Annotated in this window: 22 protein-coding genes and 1 pseudogene; 20 read left to right on the top strand and 3 right to left on the bottom strand. The window is 41.5% G+C overall.

Annotated features, from left to right (window positions below; all coding sequences use genetic code 11):
• The first annotated feature begins 10 nt into the window (after positions 1-10).
• From B2906_RS13345 to B2906_RS13305, 9 genes and pseudogenes are all read left to right on the top strand, one after another.
• Positions 11-499: a luciferase family protein gene (locus tag B2906_RS13345; protein ID WP_014773260.1), complete on the top strand. Its 489-nt coding sequence runs from the start codon at positions 11-13 to the stop codon at positions 497-499.
• A 52-nt stretch (positions 500-551) separates the two neighbouring features.
• The gene (locus B2906_RS13340; protein WP_014773261.1) at positions 552-983 is read left to right on the top strand and encodes a PaaI family thioesterase; all 432 of its coding nucleotides are present in this window, start codon (positions 552-554) and stop codon (positions 981-983) included.
• Positions 984-1,134: 151 nt separating this feature from the next.
• Positions 1,135-1,728 carry a TetR/AcrR family transcriptional regulator gene (locus B2906_RS13335; protein ID WP_200820542.1) on the top strand — a complete coding sequence of 198 codons (594 nt, stop codon included), beginning with the start codon at positions 1,135-1,137 and terminating at the stop codon, positions 1,726-1,728.
• A 71-nt stretch (positions 1,729-1,799) separates the two neighbouring features.
• Positions 1,800-2,834, top strand: coding sequence for an efflux RND transporter periplasmic adaptor subunit (locus B2906_RS13330; RefSeq protein WP_103923946.1), 1,035 nt, complete (start codon positions 1,800-1,802; stop codon positions 2,832-2,834).
• Between the two features lie 4 nt (positions 2,835-2,838).
• Positions 2,839-5,913: an efflux RND transporter permease subunit gene (locus B2906_RS13325; protein ID WP_014773264.1), complete on the top strand. Its 3,075-nt coding sequence runs from the start codon at positions 2,839-2,841 to the stop codon at positions 5,911-5,913.
• Between the two features lie 11 nt (positions 5,914-5,924).
• The gene (locus tag B2906_RS13320) at positions 5,925-7,295 is read left to right on the top strand and encodes a TolC family protein (RefSeq protein WP_014773265.1); all 1,371 of its coding nucleotides are present in this window, start codon (positions 5,925-5,927) and stop codon (positions 7,293-7,295) included.
• 86 nt (positions 7,296-7,381) lie between these two features.
• Positions 7,382-8,248, top strand: coding sequence for a patatin-like phospholipase family protein (locus B2906_RS13315; protein ID WP_014773266.1), 867 nt, complete (start codon positions 7,382-7,384; stop codon positions 8,246-8,248).
• Between the two features lie 10 nt (positions 8,249-8,258).
• Entirely contained in the window at positions 8,259-8,489 is a 231-nt protein-coding gene (locus B2906_RS13310; RefSeq protein ID WP_014773267.1) for a hypothetical protein, read from the top strand.
• 127 nt (positions 8,490-8,616) lie between these two features.
• Positions 8,617-9,831, top strand: a pseudogene (locus B2906_RS13305) (IS256 family transposase).
• Positions 9,832-10,091: 260 nt separating this feature from the next.
• On the opposite strand, the gene B2906_RS13300 reads toward B2906_RS13305, so the two are convergent.
• The 3 genes from B2906_RS13300 to B2906_RS13290 form a co-directional block, all read right to left on the bottom strand.
• Complete coding sequence (locus B2906_RS13300) at positions 10,092-10,361, bottom strand: hypothetical protein (protein ID WP_014773269.1); 270 nt, start codon at positions 10,359-10,361, stop codon at positions 10,092-10,094.
• Between the two features lie 7 nt (positions 10,362-10,368).
• Positions 10,369-11,115, bottom strand: coding sequence for a ParA family protein (locus B2906_RS13295; RefSeq protein ID WP_103923800.1), 747 nt, complete (start codon positions 11,113-11,115; stop codon positions 10,369-10,371).
• A gap of 68 nt (positions 11,116-11,183) precedes the next feature.
• On the bottom strand, positions 11,184-11,591 hold the full coding sequence (locus B2906_RS13290; protein ID WP_103923801.1) for a helix-turn-helix domain-containing protein: 408 nt from the start codon (positions 11,589-11,591) through the stop codon (positions 11,184-11,186).
• A gap of 689 nt (positions 11,592-12,280) precedes the next feature.
• Between B2906_RS13290 and B2906_RS13285 the strand changes: the two genes are divergently transcribed.
• The 11 genes from B2906_RS13285 (at position 12,281) to B2906_RS13235 (ending at position 20,443) form a co-directional block, all read left to right on the top strand.
• Positions 12,281-12,850 carry a GNAT family N-acetyltransferase gene (locus tag B2906_RS13285; protein WP_103923802.1) on the top strand — a complete coding sequence of 190 codons (570 nt, stop codon included), beginning with the start codon at positions 12,281-12,283 and terminating at the stop codon, positions 12,848-12,850.
• A complete protein-coding gene (locus B2906_RS13280; protein ID WP_286940170.1) occupies positions 12,847-13,767 on the top strand; it encodes a helix-turn-helix domain-containing protein in 921 nt (306 codons plus the stop codon). The genes B2906_RS13285 and B2906_RS13280 overlap by 4 nt, the downstream gene beginning before the upstream one ends.
• Before the next feature lie 152 nt (positions 13,768-13,919).
• Positions 13,920-14,285, top strand: coding sequence for a plasmid mobilization protein (locus tag B2906_RS13275; protein ID WP_286940168.1), 366 nt, complete (start codon positions 13,920-13,922; stop codon positions 14,283-14,285).
• Complete coding sequence (locus tag B2906_RS13270) at positions 14,282-15,610, top strand: relaxase/mobilization nuclease domain-containing protein (RefSeq protein WP_286940165.1); 1,329 nt, start codon at positions 14,282-14,284, stop codon at positions 15,608-15,610. The genes B2906_RS13275 and B2906_RS13270 overlap by 4 nt, the downstream gene beginning before the upstream one ends.
• Positions 15,594-16,271 carry a ParA family protein gene (locus B2906_RS13265; RefSeq protein ID WP_286940154.1) on the top strand — a complete coding sequence of 226 codons (678 nt, stop codon included), beginning with the start codon at positions 15,594-15,596 and terminating at the stop codon, positions 16,269-16,271. Before B2906_RS13270 ends, B2906_RS13265 begins: the two co-directional genes overlap by 17 nt.
• On the top strand, positions 16,250-16,594 hold the full coding sequence (locus B2906_RS13260; RefSeq protein ID WP_286940149.1) for a hypothetical protein: 345 nt from the start codon (positions 16,250-16,252) through the stop codon (positions 16,592-16,594). Before B2906_RS13265 ends, B2906_RS13260 begins: the two co-directional genes overlap by 22 nt.
• A 2-nt stretch (positions 16,595-16,596) precedes the next feature.
• Positions 16,597-16,983, top strand: a complete 387-nt coding sequence (locus B2906_RS13255) for a hypothetical protein (protein ID WP_286940142.1) — start codon at positions 16,597-16,599, stop codon at positions 16,981-16,983.
• On the top strand, positions 16,980-17,306 hold the full coding sequence (locus B2906_RS13250) for a DUF4134 family protein (protein ID WP_286940140.1): 327 nt from the start codon (positions 16,980-16,982) through the stop codon (positions 17,304-17,306). The genes B2906_RS13255 and B2906_RS13250 overlap by 4 nt, the downstream gene beginning before the upstream one ends.
• Before the next feature lie 46 nt (positions 17,307-17,352).
• On the top strand, positions 17,353-17,667 hold the full coding sequence (locus B2906_RS13245) for a DUF4134 domain-containing protein (RefSeq protein WP_286940139.1): 315 nt from the start codon (positions 17,353-17,355) through the stop codon (positions 17,665-17,667).
• Positions 17,667-17,948 carry a DUF4133 domain-containing protein gene (locus B2906_RS13240; protein WP_286940135.1) on the top strand — a complete coding sequence of 94 codons (282 nt, stop codon included), beginning with the start codon at positions 17,667-17,669 and terminating at the stop codon, positions 17,946-17,948. Before B2906_RS13245 ends, B2906_RS13240 begins: the two co-directional genes overlap by 1 nt.
• A gap of 2 nt (positions 17,949-17,950) precedes the next feature.
• Complete coding sequence (locus B2906_RS13235) at positions 17,951-20,443, top strand: TraG family conjugative transposon ATPase (RefSeq protein WP_286940124.1); 2,493 nt, start codon at positions 17,951-17,953, stop codon at positions 20,441-20,443.
• Position 20,444 lies beyond the last annotated feature (1 nt).

The raw sequence follows: 20,444 nt of genomic DNA, 5'->3' as shown, positions 1-20,444 counted from the left end.
ATAGTATAACATGACCTTACATTATGATTTTGAGCTTCCAAAAAGAACAGGAGCCAAACCAACTACCACACCGAGCAATCCTCACATGCAATTGGATCAACAACCAAAAGACAGAAAGCTGGTGGATGAACTCATTGGTTGGGCATTCTCGCTTCCTGATATTTCAAAGGAGTATAGCAAAATCTCTGTACCCGGAGCACAGGCCATGTGTATGTCAGAAGAAAAAATGTGCACACATTGTAATGCTTTTATGGTTGAAACGGAATTTGCGCATTTTCATCCTGCTCCGGATGGCAGTATGCACTTAGGCCTCCCGCAGCGTGATGTAAAAAAAGTAATTGAACTGGGTTGGGGCGAATTGCATCCTGTAGTGCATAAAGGATGGTTGCCGCCAAACTTCATAATGGTTTACGCGCCCAGAAACGAAGAGGAGGCCGATGAGATTAAAAAAATTATTTTTCGCTCCTACCAATTTGCAATAGGTGAAATAAGCGATTAATGAGGCGAAGTTTGGGTCAGTAAAAATAAATTCTACTAAAAAAAAATTAACCATGCACGAAAATGATTTTCAAATATTGAAGCACGCCATCGAAAACATGATGCCTGCTAACAAAATACTCGGTTTAAAAATAGTTGAGATTACAGCAGGCTCGGTTCATATTCATGTTCCATTCAAAGAAGAGTTTATTGGTGATTTTATACAAGGCCGCTGGCATGGAGGTATTCTGGCCGCCATTGCCGATACTGCCGGAGGAGTGGCCGGGGCAACGGCTTTACATTCACCCAATGACAGGCTGAACACCATTGATATGCGCATTGATTATTTACATGCAGCCGTTAAGGCGGATGTACAAGCAAAAGCACGAATAATTAAACAAGGGAAGACAATCATTAAGGTTGATGTAGAATTGTTTCAGCCCGATAATAAAGAACCGGTCGCCCTCGCAAGATGTGTGTATAGCGCATTAAGGAGTGAATCTTAACATGAGCCGCTCAAATTTATGCAAAAATCAGCTTGTTTGAGCTAAACTCCCCAACCGAAAGAATTCTTAAAAGAGTGGGTTTAAAAAAAATGTATATCTTTGCACTCGACCAAAAAACTAATTTGGTCGATAAATAGTTTGGGAAGAAACAATGGAAACAACAATGGACATTAAAGACGATGTAAGTGAGGTCATCCTAAATTCCGCTAAAACCATCTTTGCCAGATATGGTTTTAAGAAAACCACAATGGATGAAATAGCTCATGCTTCAAGAAAAGGCAAAAGTTCCATCTATCATTACTTCAAAAGCAAAGAAGATATTTTCAAGGCAATCGTTGAAAAGGAATCGGATGTGTTAAGTGCTGCCATAGCAAAAGCAATCAATGCAGAAACTACCTCTGAAAAAAAAATACGGGCTTATGTTTTAACAAGAATGAAAGTTATTAACAAATTAACCAATCTATACAGTGCTTTAAAAGATGAATATCTGGAGCATTACAGTTTCATTGAAAATGTCAGAGTGAAGTATGACACCGAAGAGGTTAACACCATCAAAGGAATATTGAAGACGGGTGTTGAAGAAGGTGATTTTAAAATAGAAGACATCAACCTCACCGCCTTTGCCCTGGTCACAGCACTGAAGGGTTTAGAATATCCTTTATTCATTAAAAACAATTATGCAAAAACAGAAAATCGGTTTGAAGGATTGCTGAACGTGCTTTTTTATGGAATCATAGCGAGGTAATTTTTTTTTAACCCATTATCGACCAAAAAACTAAAATAGTCTAATTGTAATTAATAGAACTAACAATGAATATGAAAGTCAATAAACTGCACATCGCTCTTTGGTTTTCCGTTATCCTGGCCGGATGCTCGTCAGGAGAGAATACATCATCGGAAAGTGCGAAGCACATTTCCCTTAATGTTAAAACAGAAGAAGTAATTCAATTTAAAGGAAGCCATACAGTTGGGTATTCCGGGGTTGTGGTGCCAAAGAAAAATACACCACTCAGTTTCTCGGTGCCGGGAACCGTTTCGAAAATAGCAGTAGAAGAAGGACAGCAGGTAAACAAAGGCCAGTTGCTGGCACAACTAAATCCATCGACTATGGAGAACACCTACCAGATGGCATTTCAAAAATTACAACAGGCACAGGATGCGTATAACCGGTTAATGCCGATGCATGAAAATGGTACCCTGTCTGAAATAAAATGGGTGGAGGTAGAAACAGGATTAAGTCAGGCAAAATCGGCTACAGCCATTGCAAAAAAAGGACTTGACGATACAAAACTATATGCTTTTACAGCGGGTGTGATAGGTAAAAAATCGATTCAGGAGGGAGAGAATGTATTTCCAAATATTACAGTTTTTGAATTATTCGACATCAGTAAAGTATATGTAAAAATTCCCGTACCAGAAGATGAGATCAGTTCGTTCAAAAAGGGAGATCAGGCCATCATTACTGTTGGAGCTATCTCTAAAACAATCACCGGTATTGTAAGAGAAATTGGTGTTTCGGCTGATATATTTTCACACTCCTATCCGGTAAGACTTGAAGTTGACAATTCTGATTTAGCCATTAAGCCGGGTATGGTTTGTACAGTCAACTTTGCAACCCAAAACAAGGCGACCGGTGTTCTTATCTCTAACAAAGCAATGCAGCAGGATTTACAAGGGACGCAGTTTGTATATGTGATAGAAAATAACACGGCTCAAAAGCGAGCGGTGAAAACCATTGCTTTAATCGACCAAAAAATTCTGGTCAGCGGAAATTTGAAAGAAGGTGATAAAATCATTGTGGCAGGGCAAGACAAACTTCGCCAGGGCTCACAGGTAAACATTATAAAATAGCATCATGACGACACATAAGTTTAATGTCATAGAATTGGCTATGAGGTATAAGCAAATAGCCATTACCATAACAAGTCTGTTGGTGTTGTTTGGTATATTTTCTCTTTGGGTAATGCCCCGAAATGAATTTCCTGAGTTCATCATTCGACAGGGATTGATCATCGGTGTATTTCCGGGGGCTACTTCCGAACAGGTGGAAGACCAATTAGCCACCAAAGTGGAAAGTTTTCTTTACGGTTTTAAAGAAGTAAACCGGGAGAAAACGTATTCCATATCCAGAGAAGGAATGTTGGTTGTGTTTGTGGAAGTAAACAACAACGTAAAAGACCCTGATGGCTTTTGGGATAAAATAAAATTCGGCCTCAGCGAATTAAAATTACAGTTGCCACCGCAGGTACTTGCGCTGATTGCCAACAATGATTTTGGCGATACAGCCGCTTTGCTACTTACCATACAATCAGAAAGCAAAACCTATAAAGAGCTGGAGAAAGAATTGAAAATTATCGAAACGGAATTGCGAAAAATAAAGGCCGTTTCTAAAGTAAAACACTACGGAATTCAACAGGAACAGATAGCCATTTATCTGGATAATGCTAAACTGGCTTATTACGGTGTGCGTCCTATTACGGTGCTTGCCGCCATGCAATTGGAGGGTGCTGTGTATTACGGTGGCGAACTCAATAATTCAGAATTGATTACACCGATACATATTCCAGCAAATTTCAAATCGGAAGAAGACATTAAAAACCAAATCGTGTATGCCGATCCTGCTGGTAACATCATCCGGATGAAAGATATTGCTACTGTAGTTAGAAAATATAAGGAACCTGACTCTTTCATAAAAAACAATGGGGCAAAAAGCTTGCTGGTGTCATTGGAAATGCAACCTGGCAACAACATTGTTGATTTTGGGAAACAGGTGGATCAATCCCTCGCTTCCATCCGGACTAAAATTTCTTCTGATGTAAATCTGGATAAGATTGCTGATATGCCAACAGCCGTAGATCGTTCCATTATTCATTTCCTGAAAGAATTTTTCATTGCTATTATCGCTGTGATCATCGTTACGATGTTGTTATTGCCTTTACGGGTAGCTGCGGTTGCCGGCGTAACGATCCCCATTACCATTTTTATAACCGTAGGCATTTTATATTTATTAGGTGTTGAACTACACACCGTTTCGCTTGCAGGATTAATCGTTGTATTAGGCATGGTGGTGGATAATGCCATTGTTGTTATTGATAGTCATGTAGAAAAATTAGATCATGGCGAAACGCCCTGGGATGCTGCCTGGAAAAGTGCGACAGAACTTTTTGTTCCGGTATTTTCTGCTACCCTTGCCATTATCGCTACCTATGTTCCTTTGGTATTTTTCTTATCTGGAATGACCGGTGATTTTGTTGGTTCTCTGCCTGTTACCATTGGTGTGGCCTTGTTTACGTCTATGCTGGTGGCCTACTTTCTGGTTCCTTACATGAGCTATGTATTTATCAAAAAAGGAGTCAGGAAAGGAGAAGCGGAAGAAGCAAAAGCCGATAAGAAGTCACTACTCGATTGGGTGCAACAGTTTTATAATAGCACACTCGAAAGTGCCTTCAGAGGACCAAAGCTGACCATGCTGGTAGGCTTACTCTCCATTTTATTAGGCGGAGCAATCATGGCACTGTTGCCACGACAGTTATTTCCAAAAGTGGAGAGGAATCAGTTTGCCGTAGAAATTTATCTACCGGAAGGATACACACTTGCCCAAACAGTTGCTGTTGCCGATAGTATGGAGGTATTGCTCATGAGTGATAGTCGGGTGGTTAATGTAGCCTCCTTCATGGGTACCAGCTCACCACGTTTCCACACTACCTACGCACCTAATTTCCCATCAAAAAATTATGCGCAGTTGGTAGTCAATACCATAACAGCCGACGATGCCGTGGCAATATTGGATGAATATGAAGCAAAACGCAATATTTTTCCAAATGCCTATGTGCGCATGAAACAATTGGATATGCTGAGCACAACCGCTCCGATTGAAGTACGGATTTCCGGTAACAACATTGATTCCATAAAAGCCATCGCTGAAAATGTAAAAAGTATAATGCAACAAAACGATGCTGTTATATGGGCGCGTACGGATTATCTTAATAAAAGGCAGGGTGTGCGTGTAGATGTGAATGATGAACTCGCCAACCGGTTAGGGTTGACCCGAGGACTAATCGCCTCTTCAATAGCATCTGGTTTCTCTGGGATACCTATAGGTACAGTTTGGGAAGGAGATTATCCGGTAGATGTGAAGGTCATTAATCCAATCGATAAAAGAGATGGTTTTGATGATATCGAAAATCAAAATGTAACATCCCTGTTTTTGAGTGCCACAGTTCCTGTGCGACAGGTAACTACCATAACCACCGACTGGAGCGAAGGGCAAATTATCCGCAGGAACGGTGTACGAACTATTACGGTGCGAGCGGATGTAAAAAGAGGGGTGCTACCTTATAAAATATTAGCTGAACTAAAGCCGGAACTCAAAAAAATAAAAACAGGTTCCGATGTTCAACTCACGTATGGCGGTGAGGAGGAAAGTGAATTGGAAAATTATACACCGCTGAGCAAAGCCATGCTGGCAGGCGTAATGTTGATTTATTTTATTTTGCTTTTCCAGTTTAAGCGATCGAGATTAGTCTTTTTAGTGATGCTGACCATGCCTTTAAGTTTTCTGGGTGCGGCTATGGGTTTAGTACTTACCGGTTATCCTTTTGGGCTTACCTCCTTCCTCGGAATAATGAGCCTTATGGGTATCGTCGTGCGCAATGGCATTATCCTGATTGATTATGCTGAAGAGCTCCGCAACAAGAACGGAATGTTATTGGCGGAAGCAGCGGTGGCTGCCGGTAAGCGTAGAATGCGCCCCATATTTCTCACTTCTTTTGCGGCTGCCGTTGGCGTGGTGCCGATGATTGTAAGTGGCTCATCTCTTTGGGGGCCTTTAGGTGCTGTAGTTTGCTTTGGACTGCTGATATCCATGATACTTACCTTGTATGTGCTGCCTGTGATGTATCATCAATCACTTAAGAAATCAATTGCTTAAAATTCTTTAGAATGAAAAAGATAATTATCATAGCTGCCACTTTATTTCTCATAACAGAAGGATACAGCCAGACAACGCTGAGCCTACAAGAAAGTAAAGACTTGGCGATTAAAAATAATGTACACATTAAAAACAGTGCATTGGAAATGGAGATGGCTCAGGAGGTAAAGAAAAATGCTTTTACCAACTACTTTCCTAAAGTAAGTGCAACAGCATTTGCTATGCGTGCGATGGACCCCATCATTAAATTCAATATGCCGGGAGGAAATTTGCCGGTATATGACGGCAATCCGGCTAACCTCGCAACGGCAACAGAGTTTGCTTATTTTCCAGGTTTAAACCTCCAGCTTTTAGATAGAGCAACGGTTGGATTACTCAATATAACCCAACCCATTTTTGTTGGTGGAAAAATCAGCAACGGAAATAAACTCGCCCAATTGGGAGTTGACGTAAAAGAGAAGCAACAACAATTAAGTTTAAATGAAACGCTATTAAAAACAGAACAACAATACTGGCAGATTGTAGTGCTTCAGGAAAAAGAAAAGACCATCGCACAATATGAAGCGTTGTTAAACGATGTAAGCAAGCAAGTAAAGGATGCCTTCAAATCAGGGTTAATTATTAAAAACGATGCGTTGAAAGTACAGATAAAGCAAAGTGAACTTAGAACCAATAAAAGCAAACTGCAAAGCGGCAAGCAGTTAGCGATTAGGCAGTTCTGTCAAACCATCGGTATAGTGTATGACTCAGCGCTGGTATTGCAGGAAGATTTGCAAAACATACAATTGCCAAACACTTATTACACCGATATCGAAGCTGCATTACCAAACCGGGCAGAATATCAGTTGTTGCAGCAATCGGTAAAAGCAGAGCAGTTACAAACTAAAATGAAAAGGGGCGATTATATGCCTCAGTTAGCTGTAGGTGCTGCTGGTTATTCCTTCAACAGCTATTACGAAGGAACTAATACTACTACCAATGGTTTGGTTTATGGAACAGTGTCTATACCCATTTCCGATTGGTGGGGAGGCTCGCACGCCATCAAGGAACATAAAATCAAGGAACAAATTGCCGAGAACACTTTCAATGATACCAAAGGTTTATTAAAGCTTCAGATGGAAAAAGCCTGGACTGATGTAAACGAATCTTATCGTCAAATTATAATGATGGAAGAAACTGTAAAGCAAACCGATGAGAATCTGAAAGTAATGCAGACCAGTTATAACAGTGGTGTTGTCACCCTTTCGGACTTACTGGAAGCACAAGCACTGCAAACAGAAACTGCTGATAAATTGATTGAAGCCAAAACTCAATATCAACTGGCAATATCAACCTATTTACAAGTTACCGGTACCAGTAGAGAGGTTAAGAACATGCGTTAAAGCAATGCTATTTGTACTCAAAAGTAGAAATGGCTAACCATCTGGATTAAATGATAGAATAGAAATTAATGAATGAATTTTAAAAGATGAAAAGGAAAGTATCATTAGTATTATCAAGTGGCGGCTCAAGAGGGCTGGCTCATATTGGTGCTATTAATGAATTGGAGAAACAAGGGTTTGAAATATCCTCTATTTCGGGATCTTCTATAGGCGCTGTTATTGGCGGACTCCACGCGATGGGTAAATTACCCGAATACACCGATTGGGTAAAAACAATAAACCGACAGGTAATCTGGGGACTTTTGGATTTTGCTTTGTCAACCTCCGGGTTACTGAAAGGGGATAAAGTATTTGACAAAATGAAAACAATTATCCCCGACATGAACATTGAGGAGATGCGTATTCCTTTTGCGGCTGTAGCTACTGATCTGCTGAACGAACGCGAAATGATTTTTAAATCGGGTAGTTTTTATGAGGCCATTCGGGCATCGGTAGCAATTCCAACCGTTTTTATACCGGTTATGTATAAGAACTTATTGCTGGTAGACGGGGGGGTGTTAAATCCGGTTCCCATTGAGTATGTAGAACGTAAACAGGATTACATTCTTGTTGTGGTAAATCTATACGGAGATAAAAAAAATGAATTAAACAAAAATGTTTTGCCAAATAACAATTCGAACGATAACCAGCTTAATGGCCTCATGAAAAATATGGCCAAACTGGTTTCATCAGGAGATAAAGGAAGTTTAGGTTATTATTCTATGTTAACCACAACCACTGCTGCTATGATACATAAAATTGCCAGGCAGCATATTGAAAGGTACAAACCGGATATCTTAATCAATATCCCTAATGATTCGGCCAATACCTTCGACTTTCATAAAGCAGATGAACTGATAAAAATAGGGGAAATGGTTGCCAGTGAACAAATAACAAAGTATAGAATATTATAATTATTAAGAGATGGGAAGCTATTCTAAACTCCGTAAAATTATTCATGTTTTTCATCTCTATGGGATCAATTTATTGGGAAAAAGAAAATATGACAACTTCTATCAAGAGCTAAAAATGGATAAGGTTTTTGTATTAGGGCTAATCTTCGAGTTGGAACTTGTTACCAAAAATCAACTTAATGATGAAGATGCGTATTCAGCCCAGGTTCCAGCTTATATTATAGAAAAATTGATTAAATAATTAAAACACATTGACATGAGTGCACAAAAGAAATACAAAATGTATGAAAATCCGATAATGGAATTTCTATCGATCGAGTGTGTAATCTTAACTCTGTCTAAAGCTTTGAATTTTAAGATAGAGCAGTATGAAAGAACAAGAATCAGCATTCAAGAAAAAAGTATTAAAACAGTTTTTATCAGGTGACAACCTGTTCCGAAAGGACGGAGCCTTAGCGCCGATACTCAAAGAGTTTTTGGAAGAGGCGCTCCACGCAGAGATGGAAGAGCATCTTCGGGATGAAGAAAATGGTTGGTCATCGGGCAACAAGCGAAACGGCACGGGCAACAAGATTGTCAAGAGTAACCTGGGAGAAGTAACGATCGAGACCCCACAGGACCGAAAAAGTGGCTTTGAGCCTAAAATAGTGAAAAAAAGGCAGCGCATATTAGCCGACAGTCTGGAAGACCAGATCCGCCCTGTATGGCATGGGAGGCAGTATGTGGGATATATCAGCCCATATCCGGGAGATGTATATACAGAGGTCTCCACCGAAGTGATCAGCGGGATTACAGACCGGGTGGTCCCAAAGGTGAAAGAATGGCAGAGCCGTCCTTTAGAGGATGTATATTGTATCGTATGGCTTGATGCGATGCACTTCAAGGTGCGGGAAGATGGTAAGGTGAGGCATAAGGCCCTGTACAATGTTTTGGGTATCAACAAATAAGGGAAGAAAGAGCTGTTGGGCATGTTTCTTTCTGAAAGTGAGGGGGCCAACTTCTGGCTCCAGGTCCTAAGTGACCTGCAGCACCGTGGGGTAAAGGATATCCTGATCGCCTGTACAGATAACCTGACGGGATTCCCTGAAGCAATCCATTCTATTTTCCCTAAGGCTGAGGTACAGCTCTGTATCGTCCACCAGATCCGCAACAGCCTGAAGTATGTAGCTAGTAAGGAGCAGAAGGAGCTTGCCGCTGACCTGAAACTTATCTATGGGGCAGATACCAAAGACGGGGCAGAGTCTGCCCTGTTGGACCTGGAAGAAAAGTGGGGGAAGAAATACCCTGTGGTGGTCCGTTCATGGAACAGCAACTGGGAACGTCTTAGTGCCTATTTTGCCTATACCAAACCCAACAGAAAGATCATTTATACCACCAACGCGGTTGAAGGCTATCACCGGCAGGTTAGGAAAGTCACCAAAATAAAAGGGGCTTTCACAAGTGATATGGCACTGCTGAAACTGGTGTATCTTGCTGCAAAGAGGATCGAACGGAAATGGACGGCCCCTATCCATAACTGGGGGTTGACAGTCCAACAGTTTGCCATTAGATTTGAGGGGAGGTTAGTTTTGGACGCGGAATAAAATAATTATTTAGTTCCCTTCTCTTGGGTTACCCCAAGAGAAGGGAAGGACAGAGTTCGGCTAACACTCCCCTCCCACATTGTATAAACGTAATTAGGGCTGAAGTGCTTGATTAGCCTTTTTCTACAAATTAATTTTTTACATGTGCGTGTCTTTGTTCAAAAAACCGTATTAAAATCAAGCAAAACGTAAAGTCTTTCATAAGAAACAAAGCCATCCTTTCAGGTGGCTTTAATTGTGCAAAAAGGAGTAACCTTTTCCTAAATCCCATAATGCTTAGCAACCGCCGTCAGAATCATATCTCTCATTGAAGCCTTGGTTTCCCTACCTATCTCATATTTTAACTTATCGAACATATCAGTTGGAATCCGGAGTGAGTAGATTTTCACATCTTCTGTGTCAAACTCTTTGCTTGATGATTTTTCTTTTTGTTGTATCTCAGATTCAGGGTTGATCAGCATTCCGAGACCTCTTTGTTTTGCGCCAAGGTTTTTGTTTCCCTTGCTAGGATCGTTCAGTTTCTTCGCCATATTTTTATCAGTTTAACTTGCTTAAAATTTCATCGACCAGCAGTTCATAATCCTTAGCTCCGTTCGAGTCTGGTGCATAGTCAAATATGCTTTGTCCCTGCAGCTGTGCTTCGGCCAATGCTACGTTGATTCGGATTTTGGTGTCGAACACTTTATCCTGGAGATCCTCGGTGAGTTTCTCCACAATGGTTTTGGTCAGGATTCGGTTTGGGTTGATTTGGGTAATAAACACTCCACCGATTTCCAATTTATCGTTTAGGTTGTCCCGGACTTCTTTCACTATGCCCAAAAGCCGGTCCACTCCTTTGTAAGCAAAGTACTCTCCTTGTAATGGTAGCAAAATGGTGTCACTCGCTACCATGGCATTGACGGTCAATAACCCAACCGAAGGAGGGCAGTCAATGATGATGTAGTCGTATTCTGAGCGGATAGGCTTTAGGAGTTTATGGAGGATTTGCTCTCTTCCAATTTTGGATACAATCTCCATTTCAGCTCCCAACAGATCGATGGAGGAGGGAACCAAGTCCAGGTTTTCGGAGACATTAAGGATCGGTAACTTTTTATTCTCCCGAATGGAATCATAAACAGATAATTCAGGATCACCTTTTCCCAGTCCCTCAGTCAGGTTTGCTTGGGAATCGATATCCAACAACAAAACTTTGAAACCTTTTTTGGCAAGCCCAGCACCGATGTTTATGGAGGAGGTGGTTTTACCAGTTCCTCCCTTGTGATTCATGATGGAGATTGTTTTCATGGCTCTTTGGTTTTAACTAAAGATATGAAAACATTTTTCCATAAAAAAGTATTTATATAAATATGTATTTACTTTTGATTAATTCTGGTTTCCAAGTTCTCGATGATCAGGTTCTTTGATCGCACCAATTCACTGTATGAGTTATTCTCAGCAGCTAGGCGTTTCACTTCATTTTGAAGTCTTTCGATTTCTGCTTGGAGCCGGTCAAAAAAGTTTTGCTCGCTCCCTAGTTTGTCCGAGTCCATTTCACTATCCTCGATGGTGGTAATAAACATTTCTCCCTCACCCGTAGCTAACCAACTTAGGTTGATGTTATGTTCTCGCTTTAGGAGGATCTTAATCTTTCCAGAAACGTTGTTCTTGCCTCGTTCTATGTCTGAATATCCTGCCTGAGTCAAGCCCAAAGAAGCCCCGAAATCTGCTTGGGTTTCTTTTAAGAATTTCCGGATGATTTTTAGGCGTTGATTTTCAGTCATTTATGAGTGATTCTTATTTTTAAACGATAAATTTTTTTAATAATATAGCAAAACCATATATTTTTAAAAATAGATATATTCAAAAGGAATTATCCGTTGGTCTTTTCGGATTGTTCGATTGGGATGATCTTCCAGACCTTTTCATTAGTTGATATCTTAAGTTCAGAGCCTAAATCAAGAAAGTGTTATCTGTGAAATTGAATATAGTCCTTTTTCTGTTTTGCAGATCATAACTTGATCCTCTAAGGCAAATATATACATACAAATGTATTTTGTGAGGCAATTATTGGTTTTCTGAATATATACATATCTGTATATCTATATATAGATATGTACAGATATAGGAATATTTCGATGTCTTTTTTCAAGTGATAAAAGCATCATTCTGGTTTTGAAAAATGGGCTTGATTTAATCTCAGGCCATGAATTTTAGCACCTTTTTTTCCTCGCGGGAAAGTGGTGGGTTTGAGGAATGTTGAAGAAATATCTTTGCTTTTTTCAGCATGTAAAATTGAAAGAGCGTGTTGAGGAACCTTTTGCGTGTTCCTTGCAAGTTGTGTATTTGTGACACAAATTCTGCCGAATTTTTTTCACAAACACGCACTTGCCATTCCGATGTTTCTTTGCTGAATCATTCAAAATGGAGGGATTTAACCTCGCAACTCGGTAAAATTTAAATTGACTGAACCATGAGAAAATTCATTGAACAGGATCGAGAAAAAGTCATTACTATTTTAGTGAATTCTTTTGAAGGCAATAAATCGGTTGATTTTGTGGTTGGTAATTCGGCCACTTCCAGGAGAATTTTGATGGAGTACAGTTTGGCAAACTGTCTGGAAAACGGAGAGGTGTATATCTCCGAAAGTGGAAAATCATGCGTCTTGATCAAGTATTCTAACCGAAAGCGAAAGTCTTTTAATCTATGGATTTGGGACTTAAAACTGGCTCTCCAGGGAATTGGAATTTCAAAAATTTCGAAGGTGCTCAAAAGGGAATCAAGCATCGAAAGGGTCCAACCAAATGAGCCATTTCTTTACGTTTGGTTTATCGGTGTAGAGCCAGAGAACCAAGGTAAAGGAGAAGGATCTATGCTTCTCAAATCTGTACTCGAGTTGGCGAAGAAAAAGAACCTACCTGTCTGCCTGGAAACTTCCACCGAGCGAAATTTCAGATGGTATGAGAATTTCGGATTCTCAGTTTATGCATCTTCCGATGAATTTGGTTTTCCATTTTACTTCTACAAAAAGGATTTGCTATGACAGTGTTTGGAACTGACATGCATCTGGCGACATTTATTTTTGTCGTGTGCGAGGTGCTATTTTTTGTTTCTCAGTTGGTTTTATATCTCCAAAATCCTGCTGAAAAGAATCGACAATACTATTTGATCCTTTTGGGATTGTTGATCATCTACAATATTGCAGGTGGCTTGTTCCCAGATCCAGAGCTCCCTATTTCATTGAATCTTCAGATCAACTTGGCTTATGGAACCGGGTTTGTAATGGGAGCATATTTTCCATACTATTTTTATCGGGTTTTCGAACTGGATGATTTGAGGTGGAATGCGCGAATTGGGGTCTGGATATTCTTAATAGCTCCATTCCTGCTTTTCTTTTGTATTGGGCTTCCATTACTGGGTGATCTTCCCGCAACCATTTGGTATGGATTGGCGATCCCTTTGGTTTATGCGATTTATCTGATCGTGATCATTTTTCTGAGTATTAGAAAGAAATTTGAGGGGTCTCAAAATTCACTGGAAGCAATTTTGACTTATTCTGCGGCGGTGCCTTGGGTATTGCTGCCAGTTTTTAGCTATGTCGATGCTTCCCAATTTGTGGAAGTAATTTGCACAAATGGTGGCTTTATCATCATTACTTTTTTGTTTATCCGAAAGATGATCTTCGAAAACAGAAAGGTCTTCGCAAAACTCAATGATTCCGACCTGAGACTACCGGTTGATCCCAGTGAATTTTTTGGGCAAAGATGCGCTGAATTTGGTTTGACCAAGAGAGAGTGCGAAGTGGCTGAGAAGGTTGCCCAAGGCCTTACCAGCAAAGAAATAGCCCAGGTACTTTTTATTTCAGAAAGAACAGTCAACAAACACCTTCAGGCGATTTTTAAAAAAGCTGATAGCAAAAACCGAGTTGAGCTGATCAACGTCCTGAATTCCTACTCATAACCCTGATTTTCTAGGCTTTACCCTCTGACTAAGTATATCTGCGTATAGGGATTTCTTTATACGCAGATATACCAATTTATCCTAATTACGCAGTTTTAGGTATTTTTTTTCATCTGCGGAATCCAATCCTTTACCCCCATCAACATGTCGCCATGAAGGAGAAAAGAGAAAATCTCTCTTGGGTATCGGTCCGGTTAAAGCCGGATGTTTTTGCCCGATTGAAGGAGGAAAGTAGATCCCTTGGAGTGTCTTTGAGTCACTTGATCAGAATGAAGCTTAGCGCTGACACGATCAAGATTATTGACACCAAGGGAATCCTAAATGCGATTGATAAGGTGGTTGCCGAACAAGCTAGGGTCAATAATAATATTAACCAGCTGGCCAAGCACGCCAATACTTATCGAGACAAAATTTCCCCGGAGATTTTTCTGAATCATACCATTCAGATGGCCAAGCATCTTGAGCATCGGGATTTCATGAACAAATTTTTGAAACAGATCTACCAGGCAATCAAATGAGAGTAAAAATCCTTTCCAGCGCGAGTTCATTCAATGGGGTGACCTACAACACGAACAAAACCCAAAATGAAAAGGGAGAGCTGACCAGGCTCCGAAATTTTGGGTATTTGCAGGACTCCAAAGATGTGGGACCGAATGAGGTTAAAAATTACCTGATAGCTCATTCGAATCGAAATACCCTAGTCAAGGACAAGCAGTTTCATGCCATGATCAGCTGCAAAGGAAGGGAGTATTCCAAAGAAGAGCTGACGGATATAGCCCATGAGTGGATTGATAAAATGGGCTATGGAGACAATCCTTTTTTGATCGTTTTTCACAAGGATACGGCAAATAACCACGTCCACATTGTGTCATCGAGGATTGACCGGGAAGGCAAAAAGATCAGTGATTCTTTTGAGAAGCTCAGAGCACAAGAAGCAAGTAACGAGATCATGAGACTTAATCCCAAGCATGAAGCAGTGAAGGCTGCGGATAGCTTAATGGAGTTTCGCTTCAGTACCAAAGCCCAAGGATTCCTGTTCCTGGAAAACTTGGGATTCAAAGTACGGGAAAAGGGTCAGCAGATCGAATTGATTAAGTATGGTTCGGTGCAAGGTCAGATTCCTGTTTCAGAATTCAACCAAAAGATACAGTCCTATCAGTTGGATAAGGATCGGGCCAAACAGCTGAAAGCGATTTTGGATCGGTATTCCAAGGTTTACCAGACCCAACCCACCTGTCTTTTTGAACCTAAACCCGGCGGCAAAAAAGGAAACCAAACCGGGTATCGCTCGGATCTTGGTGATTTTATCCGGGAAAAATTTGGGCTTCAGCTCGTATTTCATGGCAAAGATGGAAAAAGACCCTATGGCTATTCCCTGATTGATCATGCCAACAAGATCATTTTTAAGGGAAGTGAGGTATTTCCGATTCAGCGATTTTTTGAGCAGAAAGGCGAACGCAAAACCTATCAAGCTCAGCAGCCTGGCAAGGATAAACCGACCGATTTGATCGAGGCAAAAGTAAAGCTCCAATCTGCCCTCAATGATTTTTCGACCGTTCGGCAAGGCTTGGAGCACCATGCTTTGAAGCTGGAGAATCGGGATGGGTATTCTTACCTGAAAACAGCCCAAGGAGATATCGCAGCCAGCGACATTCTTTCTGCTGAGCAACAGCTGGCATTACGGAAATACTTCCAAGAAAGCGAACCCCATAAGGAAGGACAAAGCCAAACGATTTTTGACCTCGCACCGGTACTCAATATCGCCGATGACATCGATGATGAGTCGGTTCACGGCAGGAAAAGAAGCAAAAAGCGCAAGGGAGAAAATGAAATCACCAGATAAAGAGAAGGCCATGATTATTCTATTCGCAAACCAAAAAGGCGGAGTGGGAAAAAGTACCCTCGCGGTGCTATTTTCAAATTTTGCCGTCCAGAAAAGGGAAAGAAAGGTGAAAGTCTTTGATATGGACTTTCAGCAGTCGCTTTACAACAAGTACCTCAATTCGGACCTCTTGGAAAATGAGAAGTTGTATGAAGTCGAGCTATCGAATATTCCAGGATTCAAATCCATTAAGAAGCGAGCTGCCCAAGATCCCAAAGTCCTCACTGTAATTGATCTGGCCGGGAAAATGGATGACGATAATCTGGTCCCGGTACTCAAGGAGTCTGAATTGATCATTTGTCCATTTTGCTACGATGAATACAGCGTCACGAGCACCTTTGAGTTTTGCTACGTGGTCAAAAAGGTGAATCCTGATAGCCGGATTATCCTGATTCCCAATAGAGTCAAAACATCGGTCAAGTACGAAACCATGGAGAGTGTCAATCAGGCACTTGGCCAATTCGGTGAGTTGACCTCCCCAGTATCGGATCGGATAGACTTCCAAAGACTGACTACCTCTTACACTCCGGAATCCCTCGTGCCTATCCTGGATCCCATTTTCAACAAATTATTTGATGACCATATAGAAGCAGACCAGCCATGGCAAACGGAGACTACATAAGCAAACTTGTCCAAGGAGTAAGGGCAGATTTGGTATTGCCCGAACATGAGGTAAAGCCTTTGAAGGAGTCTCAAAGTAAAGAGACCTTCAAAATCGGAAGCCAAGGAATCCAAGAGCTGATAGAGGCCATTAAGAATTTTGAAGTAAACGGAGAATCCAAAAGGCTGATTCGGATGGACGCTCGAACAGAGGAAGTCCTGAAGCTAATCAATCCCACTTTTGGAGTGGACGTGACCTCCTTCGTGAATTTCCTGTGTTGGGACTTTCTGGAAAACAATCCGGAACTGGTCCATGAAATCAAACAATCCATACAAAAACTATAGCTATGAGCTGGACAGACTTCTTTCTATACCTATCCCTTTTCTATGTGGTGTATTATGCGGTAAATGTCGTCATCGATGTTTTGCGCAAGCCACAGGTTTCAGAAGTGTCGGCAGGGAATGCCTACACATTCCAGACGGACCTCAATGAGTTTGACGAAAGTCCGACAGTGATTGAGGATAATGAACCGATGCTTGAACCTGTAAAGCCTAAAAAGGAATCGGCTTCAGAAGTATGGGTCCACAGCGAGGAGGATTCTGAGGACATCGAATTTGAAATCAACGATCCCAGCCCGGTCAAATCTACCGGAGGAGTGACCACACTCAATTCCCTCTTTGTACTCGCCAAGGAAGGCAGTATTGAAATGAAAAAGAAAGTCGTGTTCTCATGAAGCTTTCCTATCGCTTAATCCTATGCGCTATTTCCCTCCTTCTCTTTTTCTCGGCAACGGATACTTATGGCCAATCCCCTCCGGGAGTCTCAAAATTTCAGGAGGTGGAGACCGATATGAAAAGTTTCTATGTGGCTCTTTCCCGACTCTCATTTGTCGTGGGGGCAGTCTCGGGATTACTTGGAGGTCTTCGGGTTTACAACAACTGGCAAATGGGAAGACATCAGATCGATGTGCAGGTAGTCAGTTGGTTCGGAGCCTGTTTATTCTTGGCCACGATGGGCTTTTTTCTCAGCGGATTGTATGCTGTTCCACTGACTTGATACCCCAAAAAAAGCAAAATCAAAATCAATATTTTCTCAATAAACTATGAAAACCATGTTCAACAAAACCAAAAAAATGATCTCAAGCGCATTGCTTGTTACGCTTGCAACGACAACCTCCAGAGCCCAAGGTGTTCAGGGAATCACCGCAGCCGAATCCTCACTACTCGCCTATGTGGATCCCGTAGCCAGTCTTTGTCTGGTAATTGGAGCGGTAGTAGGGCTGATCGGAGGGGTAAGAGTTTATATTAAATGGAACTCCGGTGATCAGGACATCAATAAAGAATTGATGGGATGGGGCGGTTCCTGCCTGTTTTTGGTCTTGGTCAGCGTGATCATCAAAGCGTTTTTCGGTGTCTGATGGCTAAGCAATTTCCGATATATAAGGGGCTTCAAAAGCCTCTTATATATCGGGGCTTTCAGGGAAAATTCATTGGATGGGGAGTCGCTTCCTTAGTCATCGCGGTCGTCTTAGGAGGATTAATCGGAAGCTTAACCAGTATGGTTTTAGGTGGGGTGATTACCCTATCCGTCATGACAACCGGACTTTTCATCACCTCTCAGCAACAGAAAAAAGGCTTGCATAGCAAAACAAGGTACAAAGGGGTATTTCAGATCGCTACATCCTTAAAATCGAAGTAAACATGTTTGGGAAAAAACGGAATGAATTTAAGCTTCCCTATCTGGGGATTGAAAATCAGATCCATGGTTTTCATTGTCTATTCAATCTGAAGGGTGATTTTGGTGTCATCCTTAGATTGGATAATCCTGTCTTGCAATATTCAGCGGATTCTTCCAAGTACGACTCATTTCACCAGCTATACACCAACCTGATCAAAATATTGGGTGAAGGGCATTTGATCCAAAAGCAGGACATTTTTTCAAGAAAGACCTACAGCGAAAAATTCTCAACAGAATATCTACAGCGAAAGTATGATGACCATTTCCAGGGGCGGCCATACACTTCGCTGAAGACATTTTTGGTGATTACCAAACGGGTAAAAGGCAGATATAGTCAAAAGTCAGTGATGGATTTTATCCAGACCTTGGGGAAGGTATCCGACCTTTTTGAACGTGCGGGAATTAAGATTGAAGCACTGTCAAGAGTGGAGACTGACCGATATGTGAAACGGATTCTCAGTATGAATTTCCTTGAGGAAAAGATTGTACTGGACAACCTACTTGCCGAAGAAAGTCAAGTGGAAAGCGGAGAAAGAGCTTTTCGGTCGATCACCTTGGTGGATACCGATAAGGTTGAACTTCCTGAGAAGGTTACCACTCACTTGGAGCGTAACGACAAGGATAGCCTGAAAGGGTTTCCCGTGGATAATATGGCCTTCCTTTTCGATGTTCCTAATTTCCAGACGATAGTTTATAACCAAGTCATTGAAATCATTGAGCAGAAAGCAACGCTGAACAAGCTGGAATTGAAGCGAAAGCGCCATTCTGGGATACCTGATCCAGCCAATAACATCTGTGTTGAAGATATCGACAGGCTATTGGAAGACGTGGCCAGACACAATCAGCTTTTGGTTAATTGCCACTTCAATGTGGTTGTTTCTGCCAAGAAGGAGCATATCCAAGGAGCTTGCAATTATGTAGAATCCTCGCTTTTCCAACAGGGGATTGTGGCCAACAAAAATTCCTATAACCAACTGGAGCTTTTCAGGACACTGCTTCCCTGCAATACCGCTGAGTTGAAAGTTTACGATTACTTCCTAACCACCTCCGATGCGGCCTTATGTTTTTTCCTGAAGGAATCACTGAACAAGGATGAGATAAGCGGATTTCAGATTCGATTTACGGATAGGCAAGGAATCCCTTTGAAGATTGATCCGGCTGATTTGCCGATGCAAACCAATCGGATCAACAATCGAAACAAGTTTGTACTGGGGCCTTCCGGTTCGGGGAAATCATTCTTTATGAATGCCCTGATCGAACAGTACTGCATGTGGAATAAGCGGCCCAATCCGAAATGGCTGATGGATGTGGTCATAGTCGATACCGGCCATTCGTATTCCGGACTTTGCCAATACTACCAAGGGAAATACATCACTTACACCGAGGAAAAGCCTATAACCACCAACCCTTTTTCCATTACCGAGGAGGAGTACAACATCGAGAAGAAAGACTATCTCCTGACCCTAATTTCCCTTTTGTGGAAGACAGCGGAAGGAACAGTCTCTCAGGTCGAAGCGGATGTTATTTCCAGTACGATCTCGGCTTACTATTCCTCTTTTTTCTCCCAGGAAAGCACGATCGACCGACTTTGCTTCAACAGCTTTTATGAATTCGCTTTGGAGAAAATCCCCGAAATCAAAGAGAGTGAAAGCATCGGATTTGAACTTGAAGAGTTTCGCTTTGTGCTGAAGAAGTTTTACCAAGGAGGTGAGTTTGAGAACCTGCTCAATGAGGAGGTTGACCAGTCTTTGTTTACCGAATCTTTTGTGGTTTTCGAGATTGATAGCATCAAGGAACACAAAGTGCTTTTCCCGATTGTCACACTTATTATCATGGATGTTTTCATCCAGAAAATGAGGTTCCGAACCAAATACCGGAAAGCGCTCATCATCGAAGAGGCTTGGAAGGCCATAGCCTCTCCGCTAATGGCAGGCTATATTTTATACCTCTATAAGACCGTCCGGAAATTCTGGGGGGAAGCCATAGTGGTAACCCAAGAACTGGGAGATATCATCGGAAACGCGGTGGTCAAAGACAGTATCATCAATAATTCGGATACCATCTGTCTCTTGGATCAGACCAAGTTCAAAGACAATTATTCTCAAATCGCCTCCCTGCTTTCGATCAATGAAAATGAAAGGAAGAAGATTTTCACGATCAATCAGCTGGATAATCATGAGGGTCGGGGAAGATTCAAGGAAGTCTATATCCGAAGAGGATCCGCCGGTGAGGTGTATGGGGTGGAAGTGTCTTTGTATCAATACCTAACCTATACCACGGAAAAGCCAGAAAAGTCAGCTATCGAAATCTATATCCAAGCCTTCGGAGGATACCAAATGGGATTGGACGCTTTTGTCGAGGATTTCAAAGCTTCTGAGCTAACCCTACATGAGTTTTTCAGTGAAGTCAACAAGCAAGGGGCTCCGACAAGAGAAACACTAACTGCAACTTTTTAAC

Origin of the sequence: Algoriphagus sp. UBA3586 (assembly GCF_002376385.1) — a bacterium.
Taxonomy (GTDB): Bacteria; Bacteroidota; Bacteroidia; order Cytophagales; family Cyclobacteriaceae; genus Algoriphagus; species Algoriphagus ornithinivorans.
Note: the sequence above shows the minus strand (reverse complement) of the source record. Positions and strands in the feature narration are given on the sequence as shown.

Excerpts from the sequence above, each read along its gene's own strand:
- B2906_RS13345 (WP_014773260.1), top strand. The coding sequence starts at position 11 with ATGACCTTACATTATGATTTTGAGCTTCCAAAAAGAACAGGAGCCAAA.
- B2906_RS13340 (WP_014773261.1), top strand. The coding sequence starts at position 552 with ATGCACGAAAATGATTTTCAAATATTGAAGCACGCCATCGAAAACATG.
- B2906_RS13335 (WP_200820542.1), top strand. The coding sequence starts at position 1,135 with ATGGAAACAACAATGGACATTAAAGACGATGTAAGTGAGGTCATCCTA.
- B2906_RS13330 (WP_103923946.1), top strand. The coding sequence starts at position 1,800 with ATGAAAGTCAATAAACTGCACATCGCTCTTTGGTTTTCCGTTATCCTG.
- B2906_RS13325 (WP_014773264.1), top strand. The coding sequence starts at position 2,839 with ATGACGACACATAAGTTTAATGTCATAGAATTGGCTATGAGGTATAAG.
- B2906_RS13320 (WP_014773265.1), top strand. The coding sequence starts at position 5,925 with ATGAAAAAGATAATTATCATAGCTGCCACTTTATTTCTCATAACAGAA.
- B2906_RS13315 (WP_014773266.1), top strand. The coding sequence starts at position 7,382 with ATGAAAAGGAAAGTATCATTAGTATTATCAAGTGGCGGCTCAAGAGGG.
- B2906_RS13310 (WP_014773267.1), top strand. The coding sequence starts at position 8,259 with ATGGGAAGCTATTCTAAACTCCGTAAAATTATTCATGTTTTTCATCTC.
- B2906_RS13300 (WP_014773269.1), bottom strand. The coding sequence starts at position 10,361 with ATGGCGAAGAAACTGAACGATCCTAGCAAGGGAAACAAAAACCTTGGC.
- B2906_RS13295 (WP_103923800.1), bottom strand. The coding sequence starts at position 11,115 with ATGAAAACAATCTCCATCATGAATCACAAGGGAGGAACTGGTAAAACC.
- B2906_RS13290 (WP_103923801.1), bottom strand. The coding sequence starts at position 11,591 with ATGACTGAAAATCAACGCCTAAAAATCATCCGGAAATTCTTAAAAGAA.
- B2906_RS13285 (WP_103923802.1), top strand. The coding sequence starts at position 12,281 with ATGAGAAAATTCATTGAACAGGATCGAGAAAAAGTCATTACTATTTTA.
- B2906_RS13280 (WP_286940170.1), top strand. The coding sequence starts at position 12,847 with ATGACAGTGTTTGGAACTGACATGCATCTGGCGACATTTATTTTTGTC.
- B2906_RS13275 (WP_286940168.1), top strand. The coding sequence starts at position 13,920 with ATGAAGGAGAAAAGAGAAAATCTCTCTTGGGTATCGGTCCGGTTAAAG.
- B2906_RS13270 (WP_286940165.1), top strand. The coding sequence starts at position 14,282 with ATGAGAGTAAAAATCCTTTCCAGCGCGAGTTCATTCAATGGGGTGACC.
- B2906_RS13265 (WP_286940154.1), top strand. The coding sequence starts at position 15,594 with ATGAAATCACCAGATAAAGAGAAGGCCATGATTATTCTATTCGCAAAC.
- B2906_RS13260 (WP_286940149.1), top strand. The coding sequence starts at position 16,250 with ATGGCAAACGGAGACTACATAAGCAAACTTGTCCAAGGAGTAAGGGCA.
- B2906_RS13255 (WP_286940142.1), top strand. The coding sequence starts at position 16,597 with ATGAGCTGGACAGACTTCTTTCTATACCTATCCCTTTTCTATGTGGTG.
- B2906_RS13250 (WP_286940140.1), top strand. The coding sequence starts at position 16,980 with ATGAAGCTTTCCTATCGCTTAATCCTATGCGCTATTTCCCTCCTTCTC.
- B2906_RS13245 (WP_286940139.1), top strand. The coding sequence starts at position 17,353 with ATGAAAACCATGTTCAACAAAACCAAAAAAATGATCTCAAGCGCATTG.
- B2906_RS13240 (WP_286940135.1), top strand. The coding sequence starts at position 17,667 with ATGGCTAAGCAATTTCCGATATATAAGGGGCTTCAAAAGCCTCTTATA.
- B2906_RS13235 (WP_286940124.1), top strand. The coding sequence starts at position 17,951 with ATGTTTGGGAAAAAACGGAATGAATTTAAGCTTCCCTATCTGGGGATT.